We start from the raw sequence: 16,661 nt of genomic DNA on the forward strand, positions 1-16,661 counted from the left end.
GCCACACACCAGCAAGATTCAAGCAGAGGAAGCCGTTGCAAGCGCGGGACCCACATGCAAACGTATTTTTCGTCGGCCTCATGGGAGCGGGTAAGACTACCGTGGGCCGTGCGGTCGCGCGCCGGCTCGACAGGACGTTCTTCGACTCCGACCACGAAATCGAGGCCCGCACGGGTGCGCGCATTCCGGTGATCTTCGAGATGGAGGGCGAGGCCGGGTTTCGCGATCGCGAATCGCAGGTGATCGCGGATCTGACGCAGCGCGAGAACATCGTGCTCGCGACGGGCGGCGGCGCGGTGCTGCGCCCCGAGAATCGCGATTGCCTGAAAGGGCACGGCATCGTCGTCTATCTGCGCGCCAATCCGCATGATCTGTGGCTGCGCACGCGCAAGGACAAGAACCGCCCGCTGTTGCAGACCGACGATCCGAAGGCGCGACTCGAAGCGCTCTACGAAGTACGCGACCCGCTGTACCGCGAATGCGCGGACTTCATCATCGAGACCGGCCGTCCGTCGGTCAACGGCCTCGTCAACATGGTGCTGATGCAACTCGAACTGGCAGGCGTCGTCGCCAAGCCGCTACAAGCATGATTACCGTCAACGTCGATCTGGGCGACCGCGCCTACCCGATTCACATTGGTGCCGGCCTGATCGGCCGCACCGAGCTGTTTGCTCCTCACATCACCGGTTCGTCGGTCACGATCGTCACGAACACGACGGTCGATCCGCTCTACGGCGACATGCTGCGCGCGGCGCTCGCGCCGCTCGGCAAGCGCGTGTCGACGGTCGTGTTGCCGGACGGTGAGGCCTACAAGAACTGGGAAACGCTGAACCTGATCTTCGACGGGCTGCTCACCGAGCGCGCCGACCGCAAGACGACCCTCGTCGCACTCGGCGGCGGCGTCATCGGCGACATGACCGGCTTTGCCGCCGCATGCTACATGCGCGGCGTGCCGTTCATCCAGGTGCCGACGACGTTGCTGTCGCAGGTCGATTCGTCGGTCGGCGGCAAGACGGGCATCAACCACCCGCTCGGCAAGAACATGATCGGCGCGTTCTACCAGCCGCAGGCCGTGATCGCCGATATCGGCGCGCTGACCACGCTGCCCGATCGCGAGCTGGCGGCCGGCGTGGCCGAGGTCATCAAGACGGGCGCGATCGCCGATGCGGCATTCTTCGACTGGATCGAGGCGAACGTCGATGCGCTGAATCGCCGCGAGCCGGCCGCGCTCGCGCATGCCGTGAAGCGCTCGTGCGAGATCAAGGCGAGCGTGGTTGCGGCCGATGAACGCGAAGGCGGATTGCGGGCGATCCTGAATTTCGGCCATACGTTCGGCCACGCGATCGAGGCCGGGCTCGGCTACGGCGAGTGGCTGCACGGCGAAGCGGTCGGCTGCGGGATGGTGATGGCGGCCGATCTGTCGGTGCGGCTCGGTCTGCTCGACGAAGCGTCGCGGCAGCGGCTCGACGCAGTGATCGCCGCCGCGCACCTGCCGGTGCGCGGGCCGGCGCTCGGCGATGCGCGCTACATGGATCTGATGCGCGTCGACAAGAAGGCCGAAGCCGGCGCGATCAAGTTCATCCTGCTGAAGCGATTCGGCGATACGCTGATCACCCAGGCGCCGGACGAAGCCGTGTTCGCCACACTGGCGCAGACGACCCGCTAACGGCGCCCCGGATGCCCCGGCGCCCCTGACATGGAGCAGACGTGAGCGAGACATCCAGCAGCAAACCGACCGAAGCCGGCCGCGCATCCGTCGCGGCGGTGGCCGAGCCGCCGACGCTGGCGGCGCTGGAAGCCCATCTCGCTCCGTATGCCGCCCACGCGTCGCAGTCGCGCGGCCGCCGCCATCGGGAAGCGCCGCCGGCGGCGCGTACCGAATTCCAGCGCGACCGCGACCGTATCGTTCATTCCACCGCGTTCCGCCGCCTCGAATACAAGACGCAGGTCTTCGTCAATCATGAAGGCGACCTGTTCCGCACCCGCCTCACGCACAGCCTCGAGGTCGCGCAGATTGCCCGTTCGGTCGCGCGCAACCTGCGTCTGAACGAGGATCTCGTCGAAGCGATCTCGCTCGCGCACGATCTCGGTCACACGCCGTTCGGCCATGCCGGGCAGGACGCGCTGAATGCCTGCATGCGTGAGCATGGCGGCTTCGAGCACAACCTGCAGAGCCTCGCCGTGGTCGACGAGCTCGAGGAGCATTACGGCGCGTTCAACGGCCTGAACCTGTGCTTCGAGACGCGCGAAGGCATCCTCAAGCATTGTTCGCGCGAGAACGCGCGCAAGCTCGGCGCGCTCGGCGAGCGCTTCCTGCAAGGGCGCCAGCCGTCGCTGGAGGCGCAGCTCGCGAACATCGCGGACGAAATCGCGTACAACAACCACGACGTCGACGACGGCCTGCGCTCCGGCCTGATCACGATCGAGCAGCTCGCCGAAGTCGAGCTGTGGCAGCGCCACTACGACGCCGCGCTCGCCGAATTCCCGCATCTGGAAGGCCGCCGTCTCGTGCACGAGACGGTGCGCCGCATCATCAACACGCTGATCGTCGACCTGATCGACGAGACCACGCGCAATCTCGCGCGCGTCGCGCCCGCGTCGCTCGACGACGTGCGCGCCGCGCCGCAGCTCGTCGCGCACAGCGAGGCGATCGCCGCGCAGGCGGCCGCCCTCAAGCGGTTCCTGTTCAAGAACCTGTACCGTCACTACAAGGTGATGCGAATGGCGAACAAGGCGCAGCGCGTCGTCACCGGGCTGTTCGACGCGTTCATCGACGATCCGCGGCTGCTGCCGCCGCCGTACCAGTCGGACGACGCCGCGCAGCAGCCGCGCCTCGTCGCGCACTACATCGCCGGCATGACCGACCGCTTCGCGCTGAAGGAGTATCAGCGCCTGTTCGTCGTCAACGACAACTGACTGTCACAAACGATCACTAGACTTCGCCGGTTCAATGGCGACGGGAATGTTGCACACGCTGTTGGTAACGTTTTCACAGGAGAGAGGTCGATGAAGAAGAAGCCCGCGGGGACCATGATTCGCTCGATCGCGCTGGGCGGCGCGTTGATGTTCGGTGTGCAGCATGCGGCGTTCGCCGTGACGGAAATCCAGTTCTGGCATGCGATGGAGTCGGCGCTCGGCGAGCGCGTGAATGAACTCGCCACGCAGTTCAACGCGTCGCAGAGCGACTACAAGATCGTGCCGGTCTTCAAGGGCACCTACGACCAGGCGCTCGCGGCGGGCATCGCCGCCTATCGCAGCGGCAACGCGCCGGCGATCCTCCAGGTCTACGAAGTCGGCACCGCGACGATGATGCAGGCGAAGAAGGCCGTCGTGCCGGTGTACGACGTGTTCAAGCAGGCCGGCGTGCCACTCGACGAGAAGGCGTTCGTGCCGACCATCGCGAGCTACTACAGCGATGCGAAGACGGGCCACCTCGTGTCGATGCCGTTCAACAGCTCGACGCCGGTGCTGTACTACAACAAGGACGCGTTCAAGAAGGCCGGGCTCGATCCGAACCAGCCGCCGAAGACGTGGGCCGACGTGCAGGCCGACGCGGAGAAACTGCGCAAGTCCGGGATGACGTGCGGCTTCACGACCGGCTGGCAAGGCTGGATCCAGCTCGAGAACTACAGCGCGTGGCATGCGCTGCCGTTCGCGAGCCGCAACAACGGCTTCGACGGCACCGACGCCGTGCTCGAATTCAACAAGCCGCAGCAGATCGCGCACATCGCGTTCCTGCAGCAGATGCAGAAGGACGGCACGTTCACGTATGCGGGCCGCAAGGACGAGGCGTCCGCGAAGTTCTACAGCGGCGACTGCGGGATCCTGACGACCTCGTCGGGCGCGCTCGCGAACGTGCAGAAGTTCGCGAAGTTCAGCTACGGCACCGGCATGATGCCGTACGACGCGAATGTGAAGGGTGCGCCGCAGAACGCGATCATCGGCGGCGCGAGCCTGTGGGTGCTGGCCGGCAAGGATCCGGCGACCTACAAGGGCGTCGCGAAATTCCTCGCATTCCTGTCCTCGGCGCCGATCGCCGCGAAGTGGCACCAGGAAACGGGCTACCTGCCGGTCACGACGGCCGCGTACGACCTCACGCGCCAGCAGGGCTTCTATGCGAAGAACCCGAGTGCGGAAACGGCGATCAAGCAGATGATGAACAAGCCGCCGCTGCCTTACACGAAGGGGCTGCGTCTCGGCAACATGCCGCAGATCCGCACGATCGTCGACGAGGAACTGGAGCAGGTCTGGGCGCAGAAGAAGTCGCCGAAGGACGCGCTCGATTCGGCGGCGTCGCGCGGCGACGAACTGCTGCGCCGCTTCGAGAAATCGGGCAGCTGATCGCGCATCGCGTTCGTGTCGCCGGCCGCCGCGTCGCATCTGCGAGCGGGCGGCCGGCGGCGCGGTTCCTTTCCCGTTTCGTCTGACCGGATGCCCGCGATGCAATCCCGTTCCCGTTTCGGCACGAGCCTGCTGCCGTACCTGCTGATCGCGCCGCAGCTCGCCATCACCGCCGTATTCTTCCTGTGGCCGGCCGGCGTCGCGCTGTGGCAGTCGACGCAGATGCAGGATGCATTCGGCACGTCGAGTGAATTCGTCGGCTTCGCGAACTTCACGCACCTGTTCGCCGATCCGCTGTACCTCGATTCGTTCCGCACGACGCTGGTCTTCAGCTCGCTCGTGACGGTCAGCGGGCTCGTCGTGTCGCTGCTGCTCGCCGCATGCGCCGACCGCGTGATCCGCGGCGCGCGCGTGTACCGCACGCTGCTGATCTGGCCGTACGCGGTCGCGCCGACGATCGCGGCCGTGTTGTGGGCGTTCCTGTTCAATCCCAGCATCGGCCTCGTCACCTATGCGCTCGCGAAGGGCGGCATCGTGTGGAATCACGCGCTCAACGGCGGACAGGCAATGTTCCTCGTCGTGCTCGCGTCGGTGTGGAAGCAGGTGAGCTACAACTTCCTGTTCTTCTACGCGGGCCTGCAGGCGATTCCCCGCTCGCTGATCGAGGCGGCGGCGATCGACGGGGCAGGGCCGGTGCGGCGCTTCTTCAACATCGTGCTGCCGCTGCTGTCGCCGACCAGCTTCTTCCTGCTGGTCGTGAACCTCGTCTATGCGTTCTTCGACACGTTCCCGGTGATCGACGCGGCCACCGCCGGCGGCCCCGCACAGAGCACGAAAACGCTGATCTACAAGATCTTCACGGAAGGTTTCCAGGGCCTCGACATCGGTAGTTCGGGCGCGCAGTCGGTCGTGCTGATGATCATCGTCGTCGGCCTGACGGTGATCCAGTTCCGCTTCGTCGAACGCAGGGTGCAATACGCATGATCGAAAATCGCAAGGGCTTCGACCTGTTCTGCCACGCGGTGCTGATCGCGGGCGTCGTGCTGATCGTGTTCCCCGTGTACGTCGCGTTCTGCGCGGCGACCATGAACGCGCAGGAAGTGTTCACGATCCCGTTGTCGCTGGTGCCGAGCACACACCTGCTGGAGAACATCGCCTACATCTGGGGGCACGGCAGCGGCGGCACGACGGCACCGTTCGGCCGGCTGCTTGTCAACAGTTTCGTGATGGCGCTCGCGATCGCGGTCGGCAAGATCGCGGTGTCGATCCTGTCGGCGTACGCGATCGTCTATTTCCGCTTCCCGTTCCGCAACACGGCGTTCTGGCTGATCTTCGTCACGCTGATGCTGCCGGTCGAGGTGCGGATCTTCCCGACCGTGCAGGTCGTGTCGACACTGCATCTGACGAACAGTTACGCGGGGCTCTCGCTGCCGCTGATCGCATCGGCGACCGCGACGTTCCTGTTCCGCCAGTTTTTCATGACGCTGCCCGACGAGCTGATGGACGCCGCGCGCATCGACGGCGCGGGGCCGCTGCGCTTTTTCCGGGACGTGGTGCTGCCGCTGTCGAAAACGAGCATCGCGGCGCTGTTCGTGATCACGTTCATCTACGGCTGGAACCAGTATCTGTGGCCGATCCTGATCACGACGGAGGCGTCGCTGTCGACGGCGGTGGTGGGCATCAAGACGATGATCGCGAGCGGCGACGCCGCGACCGAGTGGCAGTACGTAATGGCGGCGACGCTGCTGGCGATGATTCCGCCGCTCGTCGTCGTGCTGGCGATGCAGCGCTGGTTCGTGCGCGGCCTCGTCGATTCCGAGAAATGAACCACGGACGGCAACCGGGAGAAGGACCAAGTATGGCTGCGCTGAGCTTGAAGGGCGTCAGGAAATCCTACGACGGCAAGCAGCATGTGCTGCACGGCATCGACGTGGAGATCGCCGACGGCGAATTCATCGTGCTGGTCGGCCCGTCGGGCTGCGGCAAGTCGACGCTGTTGCGGATGATTGCGGGGCTCGAGACGGTGACGGACGGCGAAATCGCGATCGGCGAGCGCGTGGTCAATGCGCTGGAGCCGAAGGATCGCGACATCGCGATGGTGTTCCAGAACTACGCGCTGTATCCGCACATGACGGTCGCGCAGAACATGGGCTACGGGCTGAAGATCCGCGGCATCGAGCGCGCGACGATCGACGCACGCGTGGCCGCGGCCGCGAAGATCCTCGAGCTCGAGCCGCTGCTCGCGCGGCGGCCGCGCGAGTTGTCGGGCGGCCAGCGGCAGCGTGTCGCGATGGGGCGGGCGATCGTGCGCGAGCCGTCGGTGTTCCTGTTCGACGAGCCGCTGTCGAACCTCGACGCGAAGTTGCGCGTGCAGATGCGCCTGGAGATCCAGCGGCTGCATGCGCGGCTTGCAACCACCAGCGTGTACGTGACGCACGACCAGATCGAGGCGATGACGCTCGCCCAGCGCGTGATCGTGATGAACCGCGGCTATGCGGAGCAGATCGGTGCGCCGGTCGACGTGTACGAGAAGCCGGCGACGGTGTTCGTCGCGGGCTTCATCGGCTCGCCGGCGATGAACCTGCTGCACGGCCGGCTGTCCGAGGACGGCGCGACGTTCACGGTCGCGGGCGGCGGCCCGGCGCTGCCGGTTGCCGGCGCGCCCGGCATCGGCAGCGCGATCGCCACGGGGCGCGACTGGGTGCTCGGCGTGCGGCCGGAGCACATGACGCCGCAGCCGGGTGTCGCGCAGGCGACGCTGCCGGTCGACTCGTGCGAGCTGCTCGGCGCGGACAACCTCGCGCACGGCCGCTGGGGCAACCACGACGTCGCGGTGCGCCTGCCGCATGCGGATCGCCCCGCGCGCGGCACGGCGCTGGCCGCCGCGCTGCCCGCGCATCGGCTGCATTTCTTCGATCCCGAGACCGGCAAGCGCGCCGGCTGATCCTGACGAACCCGCTGAGAGGCTGACGATGAGTTCCCGTACCGACTGGCCCTATCCGCGCGTCGTCGCCCATCGCGGCGGCGGCACGCTCGCGCCGGAGAACACGCTCGCCGCGTTCGACGAAGGCGCGCGGCGCGGTCACCGGATGGTCGAGTTCGACGCGAAGCTGTCCGCCGACGACGTGAGCTTCCTGCTGCACGACGACACGGTCGAGCGCACGTCGAACGGCAGCGGGCCGGCGGCGGGCATGCGCTATGCGGCACTCGCCGAGCTCGATGCCGGCGCGTGGTTCGACGCGCGTTTCGCGGGCGAGCGGATGCCGACGCTCGAGGCGGCGGCGGCGCGCTGCATCGCGCACGGGCTGGCGGCGAACGTCGAGATCAAGCCGTGCCCGGGCCGCGAGCGCGACACGGGGCAGCGGGTGGCGGCCGATGCGGCCGCGTACTGGCACGACGCGGCCGTGCCGCCGCTGCTGTCGTCGTTTTCGTTCGACGCACTGCAACAGGCGCGCGCCAGCGCTCCGGCGCTGCCGCGCGGAATGCTGTACGAGGCGGTGCCGGACGACTGGCATGCGCAGGCCGTCAGCGCGCTCGGCTGCGTGTCGTTGCATGCAAACCACAAGGCACTCGACGAACCGCTCGTGCGCGCGATCAAGGCGGCCGGGCTGCGCATCCTGGTCTACACGGTCAACGACCTCGCCCGGGCGCGCGAACTCGTGCGCTGGGGCGTCGATGCGGTGTGCACGGACCGCATCGACCTGATTGGCCCCGATGCACTGGACGACATCGCTTAACGCTGCCCCCGCGCGACGGCGGGGGGCGGGAAGACCCTGAGACAAAAAAACGACGCCCCGGCGGGTTTCCGCCGGGGCGTTTTGCATCGCGGAGACGTTACGTCACGAAAAATCCGCTACAAATTGCAGCAGGATTAACCATTCCCCAAATATTCGACTACGCTTAGAAGCGATAGCCGACGTTCAGGTACGTCACGATCGGGTTCAGCGAGATGTGCGCCTTCGACGTTTCCGTCAGCGTGCCGACCGGCGTGCGGCGGGCCGTCGTGAAGGTCGCGGTCACGCTGACCGGGATGTAGGAAATCGACAGGCCGCCGAACCAGTGCTTGGTGAAGTTGTACGTGAAGCCGGCGTTGAAGACGGGCGCCCACTGGTTGCTCGTCTGCGCGCTGGTCGGGCCGCCGAGCACGCCGTTCTCGAAGGCGCTGTTCGTGATCTTCGCACCCGTGAACCAGACGTACGTGGCGCCGATGCCGACATACGGGCGGAATTTCGCGTTGGCATCGTTGAAGTGGTAGCGCAGCAGCAGGGCCGGGCTCCACTGGTACGCACGGCCGAGCACGCCGAAGCTGGAGAACTGACCCTTGCCGGTAATGTCGAACTTCGGCGGTATCCCCATAACGAGCTCGGTGGAGATATGGTCGGTGACGAAGTAGCCCGCTGCGAGCCCAAGCGTATCGGCGTCATTGATACCGGCGCCGGTGTTGGGAATCGATTGATTGATGGGCGTGCCGCCTACGCCGTAGACGAACAGCGGGTCGCTGCTGTCCTGCGGCGAAAGGTGGAACCAGCCGGTGCTGACGTAGAAATCACCTGCGGATTGTGCGTGTGCCGGACCGCCCGCAAACGTGAATGCGAGCGCTGCGGCCCCCGTAATGGCCAGTTTTCGTTTCATTGTGTCTCCTCCGATCTAAGGCGTGCTCATTATGACGACTGCGTTTAAAACCAAACAAGCTCGTAAGTTAGAGTTTTCACCCTAGGATTCGCACGACCGTACGCTTCCGCGCCCCGCCAGGACAGGCATTCTACGCAGGTGCGCAATTTCGGACCTTCGGGTATTTCCTAACGCGTTCAAACGGACATTCAGCATGGCACGGTTAGCACGACTCTACGTTCCCGACCAGCCGCAGCACGTGATACTGCGCGGCCTGGATCAGCAACCCGCGTTCGTCGACGACCAGGACTACGAACTCTTCATCGATTGCCTGAAGGCCGCCGCACGCGATCATCACCTGTCGGTGCATGCCTACGTGCTGCTGCCGCGCCAGGTGCAACTTCTCGTGACGCCGAGCGACGAGGCGAGCCTGCCGAAGGCGATGCAGGCAGTCGGCCGTCGCTACGTTGCGCATTTCAACCGGCGTTACTCGCGGCGCGGCACCTTGTGGGAAGGCCGCTATCGCGCGACGGTGATCGAAGGCGAGCGCTATTTCCTGCTCGCGAGCCGCGTGGTCGAGATGAGCCCGGTGCGCTCTCAGCTCGTCGCGACGCCCGACGCGTATCGCTGGTCGAGCTACCGGCACCACGTCGGGCTCACCGTCGACAGCCTGATCACCGACCATCCGCTCTACTGGGCGCTCGGCAATACGCCGTTCGATCGTCAGCGCGCGTACAAGGAGCTCTGCGAGCAGCCGCTCGACGAGCGGCAGGCCGACCAGCTCCAGCAGGCGACGCTGAAGGGCTGGGTGCTCGGCGGCGAGAATTATCGCGAATGGGCGGCGCGCACCGCGAACCGCCGCGTGTCGCCGCTGCCGCGCGGACGCCCCAGAAAGGTGCGTGAAAACACGCCGCCCGCGCAGCAGTAACGCGGGACAGGCGGATGGAGAGGCGGCGCTGCGTGCGCCGCTTCTTTTTGCACCAAAATGATACGGCCCCAATAAAACAGCACCACATCAGCGCATGCGTTTAATTGGGGTTCGATCAAGCGGTTTTTGTTGCTATTCCTTTGATTCGTCGCGTATATTCCGAATTCCGGTGGCCCGGGTGAAGCTTGCCCAACCACTGTCGGCCGTGCCGTCTCCCGTCGGGAGCGGGATCGACGGCAACAAGAAAATGGTTCAACGGCCCTCGCGGCCCCTTTACGACGGTGTCCCCATGAACGACCACCAGCAGCCGCTCGCCGCGGTGCCCGCCGCACAAGGTCTGTACGACCCGCAAAACGAACACGACGCCTGCGGCGTCGGCTTCGTCGCTCACATCAAGGGCAAGAAGAGCCACGAGATCATTCAGCAGGGTCTGAAGATCCTCGAGAACCTCGATCACCGCGGCGCGGTCGGTGCCGATCCGCTGATGGGCGACGGCGCCGGCATCCTGATCCAGATTCCGGACGCGTTCTATCGCGAGGAAATGTCGAAGCAGGGCGTGACGCTGCCGCCGGCCGGCGAATACGGGGTCGGGATGATCTTCCTGCCGAAGGAGAACGCGTCGCGTCTCGCGTGCGAGCAGGAGCTCGAGCGCACGGTGCGGGCGGAGGGGCAGGTCGTGCTCGGCTGGCGCGACGTGCCGGTCGACCATGCGATGCCGATCTCGCCGACGGTCAAGGCGAGCGAGCCGCTGATCCGCCAGATCTTCATCGGCCGCGGCAAGGACATCATGGTGACCGATGCGCTCGAGCGGAAGCTGTACGTGATCCGCAAGACCGCGAGCCACCGCATCCAGGCGCTCAAGCTCAAGCACGGCAAGGAATACTTCGTGCCGTCGATGTCGGCGCGCACGGTCGTCTACAAGGGGCTGCTGCTGGCGGGCCAGGTCGGCGTGTACTACCGCGACCTGCAGGACGAGCGCGTCGTGTCGGCGCTCGCGCTCGTGCACCAGCGCTTCTCGACCAACACGTTCCCGGCATGGGAACTGGCTCACCCGTACCGGATGATCGCGCACAACGGCGAGATCAACACCGTGAAGGGCAACGTGAACTGGCTGAACGCGCGCACCGGCGCGATCGCGTCGCACGTGCTCGGCGACGACCTGCCGAAGCTGTGGCCGCTGATCTATCCGGGCCAGTCCGACACCGCGTCGTTCGACAACTGTCTCGAACTGCTGGTGATGGCCGGCTATCCGCTCGTGCACGCGGTGATGATGATGATCCCGGAAGCGTGGGAACAGCACACGCTGATGGACGAGAACCGCCGCGCGTTCTACGAATACCACGCCGCGATGATGGAGCCGTGGGACGGCCCCGCCGCGATTGCGTTCACCGACGGCCGCCAGATCGGCGCGACGCTCGACCGCAACGGCCTGCGCCCGGCGCGTTACATCGTGACCGACGACGACCTCGTGATCATGGCGTCGGAAGCCGGCACGCTGCCGATCCCCGAATCGAAGATCGTCAAGAAGTGGCGCCTGCAGCCGGGCAAGATGTTCCTGATCGACATGGAACACGGCCGCATCATCGACGACAAGGAGCTCAAGGACAACCTCGCGAACGCGAAGCCGTACAAGAGCTGGATCGACGCCGTGCGCATCAAGCTCGACGAGATCGAGCCGAAGGCCGAGGACGTCGCGGCCGGCCGCACGCAGGGCGCCGCGCTGCTCGACCGCCAGCAGGCGTTCGGCTACACGCAGGAAGACCTGAAGTTCCTGATGGCGCCGATGGCGCAGCAGGGCGAGGAAGCCGTCGGCTCGATGGGCAACGACTCGCCGCTCGCGGTGATGTCGAACAAGAACAAGACGCTCTATCACTACTTCAAGCAGCTGTTCGCGCAGGTCACGAACCCGCCGATCGACCCGATCCGCGAGAACATGGTCATGTCGCTCGTGTCGTTCATCGGCCCGAAGCCGAACCTGCTCGACACGAACAACATCAACCCGCCGATGCGTCTCGAAGTGTCGCAGCCGGTGCTCGACTTCAAGGACATTGCGAAGATCCGCGCGATCGACCAGTACACGGGCGGCAAGTTCAGCGCATACGAGCTGAACATCTGCTATCCGGTGGCCTGGGGCAAGGAAGGCATCGAGGCACGCCTCGCGTCGCTGTGCGCGGAAGCCGTCGACGCGGTGAAGTCCGGCTACAACATCCTGATCGTGTCGGATCGCAAGACCGACGCCGAGCACGTCGCGATTCCGGCGCTGCTCGCCACGTCGGCGATCCACACGCACCTCGTCCAGCAAGGGCTGCGCACGAGCACGGGCCTCGTCGTCGAGACGGGCTCGGCACGTGAGACGCACCACTTCGCGCTGCTTGCGGGCTATGGCGCGGAAGCCGTGCACCCGTACCTCGCGATGGAAACGCTCGCGAAGATGGCGGAAGGCCTGCCGGGCGACCTGTCGCCGGAGAAGGCCGTCTACAACTTCACGAAGGCGGTCGGCAAGGGCCTGCAGAAGGTGATGTCGAAGATGGGCATCTCGACGTACATGTCGTACACGGGCGCGCAGATCTTCGAAGCGCTCGGCCTGTCGAGCGACCTCGTCGAGAAGTACTTCAAGGGCACGGCGTCGAAGGTCGGCGGCATCGGCCTGTTCGAAGTCGCGGAAGAGGCGATCCGCCTGCACCGCGACGCGTTCGGCGACAACCCGATCCTGCGCGACATGCTCGACGCCGGCGGCGAGTACGCGTACCGCGTGCGCGGCGAAGATCACATGTGGACGCCAGATTCGATCGCGAAGCTCCAGCACGCGACGCGCAGCAACTCTTACCAGACGTACAAGGAATACGCGCACCTGATCAACGACCAGACCAAGCGTCACATGACGTTCCGCGGCCTGTTCGAGTTCAAGGTCGAGCCGACCAAGGCGATCCCGATCGACGACGTCGAGCCGGCCAAGGAGATCGTCAAGCGCTTTGCGACGGGCGCGATGTCGCTCGGTTCGATCAGCACCGAAGCACACGCGACGCTCGCGATCGCGATGAACCGGATCGGCGGCAAGTCGAACACCGGCGAAGGCGGCGAGGACGAGAAGCGCTACCGCAACGAACTGCGCGGCATTCCGATCAAGTCGGGCGAGACGCTGAAGTCGGTGATCGGCGACGAGATCGTCAGCGACATTGCGCTGAAGGACGGCGATTCGCTGCGCTCGAAGATCAAGCAGGTCGCGTCGGGCCGCTTCGGCGTCACCGCCGAGTACCTGGCATCGGCCGACCAGATCCAGATCAAGATGGCGCAGGGCGCGAAGCCCGGCGAAGGCGGCCAGCTGCCGGGCCACAAGGTGTCGGAATACATCGGCAAGCTGCGTTACTCGGTGCCGGGCGTCGGCCTGATCTCGCCGCCGCCGCACCACGACATCTACTCGATCGAGGATCTGGCGCAACTGATCCACGACCTGAAGAACGTGAACCCGAGCTCGAGCATCTCGGTGAAGCTGGTGTCGGAAGTGGGCGTCGGCACGGTCGCGGCCGGTGTCGCGAAGGCGAAGGCCGATCACGTCGTGATCGCCGGCCACGACGGCGGCACGGGCGCATCGCCGCTGTCGTCGGTGAAGCACGCGGGCACGCCGTGGGAGCTCGGCCTCGCCGAAACGCAGCAGACGCTGGTGCTGAACCGCCTGCGCGGCCGCATCCGCGTGCAGGCCGACGGCCAGATGAAGACGGGCCGCGACGTCGTGATCGGCGCGCTGCTCGGCGCGGACGAATTCGGCTTCGCGACGGCGCCGCTCGTCGTCGAAGGCTGCATCATGATGCGCAAGTGCCACCTGAACACGTGCCCGGTCGGCGTCGCGACGCAGGATCCGGTGCTGCGTGCGAAGTTCAAGGGCCAGCCCGAGCACGTCGTGAACTACTTCTTCTTCGTCGCCGAGGAAGTGCGCGAGATCATGGCGCAGCTCGGCATCGCGAAGTTCGACGACCTGATCGGCCGCGCCGATCTGCTCGATACGCGCAAGGGCATCGAGCACTGGAAGGCGAAGGGCCTCGACTTCTCGCGCGTGTTCTACCAGCCGGAAGAATGCGAGGACGTCGCACGGCGTCATGTCGACGTGCAGGATCACGGCCTCGAGCGCGCGCTCGACCACGTGCTGATCGAGAAGGCGAAGGCCGCGATCGAGAACGGCGAGCACGTGTCGTTCATCCAGCCGGTGCGCAACGTGAACCGCACGGTCGGCGCGATGCTGTCGGGCGTGATCGCGAAGAAGCACGGCCACGACGGCCTGGCCGACGACGCGGTGCACATCCAGCTGAAGGGCACGGCCGGCCAGAGCTTCGGCGCGTTCCTCGCGAAGGGCGTGACGCTCGACCTCGTCGGCGACGGCAACGACTACGTCGGCAAGGGCCTGTCGGGCGGCCGGATCATCATCCGTCCGACCAACGACTTCCGCGGCAAGTCCGAGGAAAACATCATCTGCGGCAACACGGTGATGTATGGCGCGATCGAAGGCGAATCGTTCTTCCGCGGCGTCGCCGGCGAGCGCTTCTGCGTGCGCAACTCGGGCGCGACGGCCGTCGTCGAGGGCACGGGCGACCACGGTTGCGAATACATGACGGGCGGCACGGTCGTCGTGCTCGGCGAAACCGGGCGCAACTTCGCGGCCGGCATGTCGGGTGGTCTCGCGTACATCTACGATCCGGAAGGCACGTTCGCGGCGAAGTGCAACAAGTCGATGGTCGCGCTCGAGCCGGTGCTGCAGCAGGCCGAGCAGGAGCGCACGGTCGACCGCGCGCTCTGGCATGAGGGCACGACGGACGAAGCGTTGCTCAAGGGGCTCGTCGAGCGTCATTTCCAGTTCACGGGTTCGCCGCGCGCGAAGTCGCTGCTGGAAAACTGGGACGCGGCGCGGCGCCAGTTCGTGAAGGTGTTCCCGCACGAATACAAGCGCGCGCTGGGCGAGATCGGTGCGAAGAAGGCGGCGAAGGAAGTGCTGGCCGCCTGAGCGACGAACGACATAGCGAATGCCGCGCGCGGATGATGCCGCGCGCGGCTCCCCCACCCGATACACCGAACAGAAGAGCACCTTATGGGCAAGGCAACCGGTTTTCTGGAGTTCGAACGCCGCCACGAGGCGTACGAAGCACCGCTCACGCGCGTGAAGCACTACAAGGAATTCGTCGCGGCGCTGACCGACGCGGACGCGAAGGTCCAGGGCGCGCGCTGCATGGACTGCGGCATCCCGTTCTGCAACAACGGCTGCCCGGTCAACAACATCATCCCGGACTTCAACGATCTCGTTTACCGCCAGGACTGGCAGCAGGCGATCGAAGTCCTGCATTCGACCAACAACTTTCCGGAGTTCACGGGCCGCATCTGCCCGGCGCCGTGCGAGGCAGCCTGCACGCTCGGGATCAACAACGATCCGGTCGGCATCAAGTCGATCGAGCACGCGATCATCGACAAGGCCTGGGCGGAAGGCTGGGTGAAGCCGCTGCCGGCCGAGCACAAGACGGGCAAGAAGGTCGCGATCGTCGGTTCGGGCCCGGCGGGCCTCGCGGCTGCGCAGCAGCTCGCGCGCGCCGGCCACGACGTGACGGTGTTCGAGAAGAACGACCGCATCGGCGGCCTGCTGCGTTACGGGATCCCCGATTTCAAGCTCGAGAAGTGGCTGATCGACCGCCGCATGCGCCAGATGGAAGCAGAAGGCGTGACCTTCCGCACCAGCGTGTTCATCGGCAAGGATCCGCTGCCCGAGTCGATCGGCAATCTCGCGAAGGAAACCATTTCGCCGGAGACGCTGAAGGAAGAATTCGACGCGGTCGTGATCGCGGGCGGCTCGGAAACGCCGCGCGACCTGCCGGTGCCGGGCCGCGAGCTCGCCGGCGTGCATTTCGCGATGGACTTCCTGCCGCAGCAGAACCGGGTGAACGCGGGCGACAAGCTCGTCGACCAGCTCGTCGCGAAGGGCAAGCACGTGATCGTGATCGGCGGCGGCGATACGGGTTCGGACTGCGTCGGCACGTCGAACCGTCACGGCGCGAAGCAGGTCACGCAGTTCGAGCTGCTGCCGCAGCCGCCCGAAGAGGAAAACAAGCCGCTCGTGTGGCCGTACTGGCCGATCAAGCTGCGCACGTCGTCGTCGCACGAGGAAGGCTGCCAGCGTGACTGGGCGGTTGCGACGAAGCGTCTCGAAGGCAAGAACGGCAAGGTCGAGAAGCTGATCGCGGTGCGCGTCGAGTGGAAGGACGGCAAGATGCAGGAAGTGCCGGGCTCCGAGTTCGAGATGAAGGCCGATCTGGTGCTGCTCGCGATGGGCTTCACGCAGCCGGCAGCCCCCGTGCTCGAGGCGTTCGGCGTCGCGAAGGATGCACGCGGCAACGCGCGCGCGGCGACCGAAGGCGACCGCTCGTACTACACGTCGGTCGACAAGGTGTTCGCGGCGGGCGACATGCGCCGCGGCCAGTCGCTCGTCGTCTGGGCGATCCGCGAAGGCCGCCAGTGCGCGCGCTCGGTCGACGCGTACCTGATGGGGCATTCGGAACTGCCGCGCTAAGCAAAAGCGCGCGAGCGGATTTCGAAAAAAGCCGGGCGTCCGAAAGGGCGCCCGGTTTTTTTATGCGGCGAGCGCCGCGAATGGCCGACTTCGATGCGCATCCGCATCTTCACTCAGCATCGCCTAACCTGATCGCATCGGGCGCCGATTTCGCGCTATCTCTAAACTTTCATTTTGTAATAATCCTTGAAAACTGTCATATCATGTCGCCCCCGGCCGTGTTCCGCGCGGCCGCGT

Annotated in this window: 12 protein-coding genes; 11 read left to right on the forward strand and 1 reads right to left on the reverse strand. The window is 65.8% G+C overall.

Annotated elements, in window-relative coordinates:
* Positions 1-35 precede the first annotated feature (35 nt).
* The 8 genes from aroK to ugpQ all read left to right on the forward strand — a co-directional run bounded on the left by aroK (position 36) and on the right by ugpQ (position 8,078).
* Positions 36-590 carry a shikimate kinase AroK gene (gene aroK, locus WS51_RS12405; RefSeq protein WP_059449838.1) on the forward strand — a complete coding sequence of 185 codons (555 nt, stop codon included), beginning with the start codon at positions 36-38 and terminating at the stop codon, positions 588-590.
* Positions 587-1,666, forward strand: coding sequence for a 3-dehydroquinate synthase (gene aroB / locus WS51_RS12410; protein ID WP_059449837.1), 1,080 nt, complete (start codon positions 587-589; stop codon positions 1,664-1,666). The genes aroK and aroB overlap by 4 nt, the downstream gene beginning before the upstream one ends.
* A gap of 41 nt (positions 1,667-1,707) precedes the next feature.
* The gene (locus WS51_RS12415; RefSeq protein ID WP_059504620.1) at positions 1,708-2,916 is read left to right on the forward strand and encodes a deoxyguanosinetriphosphate triphosphohydrolase; all 1,209 of its coding nucleotides are present in this window, start codon (positions 1,708-1,710) and stop codon (positions 2,914-2,916) included.
* A 90-nt stretch (positions 2,917-3,006) separates the two neighbouring features.
* A complete protein-coding gene (gene ugpB, locus WS51_RS12420) occupies positions 3,007-4,341 on the forward strand; it encodes a sn-glycerol-3-phosphate ABC transporter substrate-binding protein UgpB (RefSeq protein ID WP_059504622.1) in 1,335 nt (444 codons plus the stop codon).
* Between the two features lie 99 nt (positions 4,342-4,440).
* Complete coding sequence (gene ugpA, locus WS51_RS12425) at positions 4,441-5,325, forward strand: sn-glycerol-3-phosphate ABC transporter permease UgpA (protein WP_059449834.1); 885 nt, start codon at positions 4,441-4,443, stop codon at positions 5,323-5,325.
* The gene (gene ugpE, locus WS51_RS12430; protein WP_059449833.1) at positions 5,322-6,167 is read left to right on the forward strand and encodes a sn-glycerol-3-phosphate ABC transporter permease UgpE; all 846 of its coding nucleotides are present in this window, start codon (positions 5,322-5,324) and stop codon (positions 6,165-6,167) included. Before ugpA ends, ugpE begins: the two co-directional genes overlap by 4 nt.
* Positions 6,168-6,199: 32 nt before the next feature.
* Complete coding sequence (locus WS51_RS12435; RefSeq protein WP_059504625.1) at positions 6,200-7,285, forward strand: sn-glycerol-3-phosphate import ATP-binding protein UgpC; 1,086 nt, start codon at positions 6,200-6,202, stop codon at positions 7,283-7,285.
* A 28-nt stretch (positions 7,286-7,313) separates the two neighbouring features.
* Positions 7,314-8,078: a glycerophosphodiester phosphodiesterase gene (gene ugpQ / locus WS51_RS12440; protein WP_059504627.1), complete on the forward strand. Its 765-nt coding sequence runs from the start codon at positions 7,314-7,316 to the stop codon at positions 8,076-8,078.
* A gap of 163 nt (positions 8,079-8,241) precedes the next feature.
* Here ugpQ and WS51_RS12445 read toward each other — a convergent pair whose 3' ends face one another.
* Positions 8,242-8,973, reverse strand: a complete 732-nt coding sequence (locus tag WS51_RS12445) for an OmpW/AlkL family protein (protein WP_059449830.1) — start codon at positions 8,971-8,973, stop codon at positions 8,242-8,244.
* A gap of 193 nt (positions 8,974-9,166) precedes the next feature.
* On the opposite strand from WS51_RS12445, the gene WS51_RS12450 reads away from it, so the two are divergent.
* The 3 genes from WS51_RS12450 (at position 9,167) to WS51_RS12460 (ending at position 16,424) form a co-directional block, all read left to right on the forward strand.
* Positions 9,167-9,880 (forward strand): transposase, encoded by a 714-nt coding sequence (locus WS51_RS12450; RefSeq protein ID WP_059449829.1) that lies wholly within the window; start codon positions 9,167-9,169, stop codon positions 9,878-9,880.
* Positions 9,881-10,169: 289 nt separating this feature from the next.
* Positions 10,170-14,873: a glutamate synthase-related protein gene (locus WS51_RS12455; RefSeq protein WP_059449828.1), complete on the forward strand. Its 4,704-nt coding sequence runs from the start codon at positions 10,170-10,172 to the stop codon at positions 14,871-14,873.
* Positions 14,874-14,957: 84 nt separating this feature from the next.
* Positions 14,958-16,424: a glutamate synthase subunit beta gene (locus WS51_RS12460; protein ID WP_059449827.1), complete on the forward strand. Its 1,467-nt coding sequence runs from the start codon at positions 14,958-14,960 to the stop codon at positions 16,422-16,424.
* The last annotated feature ends 237 nt before the right edge of the window (positions 16,425-16,661 follow it).

The organism is Burkholderia territorii, from assembly GCF_001718335.1.
GTDB classification, from domain to species: domain Bacteria; phylum Pseudomonadota; class Gammaproteobacteria; order Burkholderiales; family Burkholderiaceae; genus Burkholderia; species Burkholderia territorii.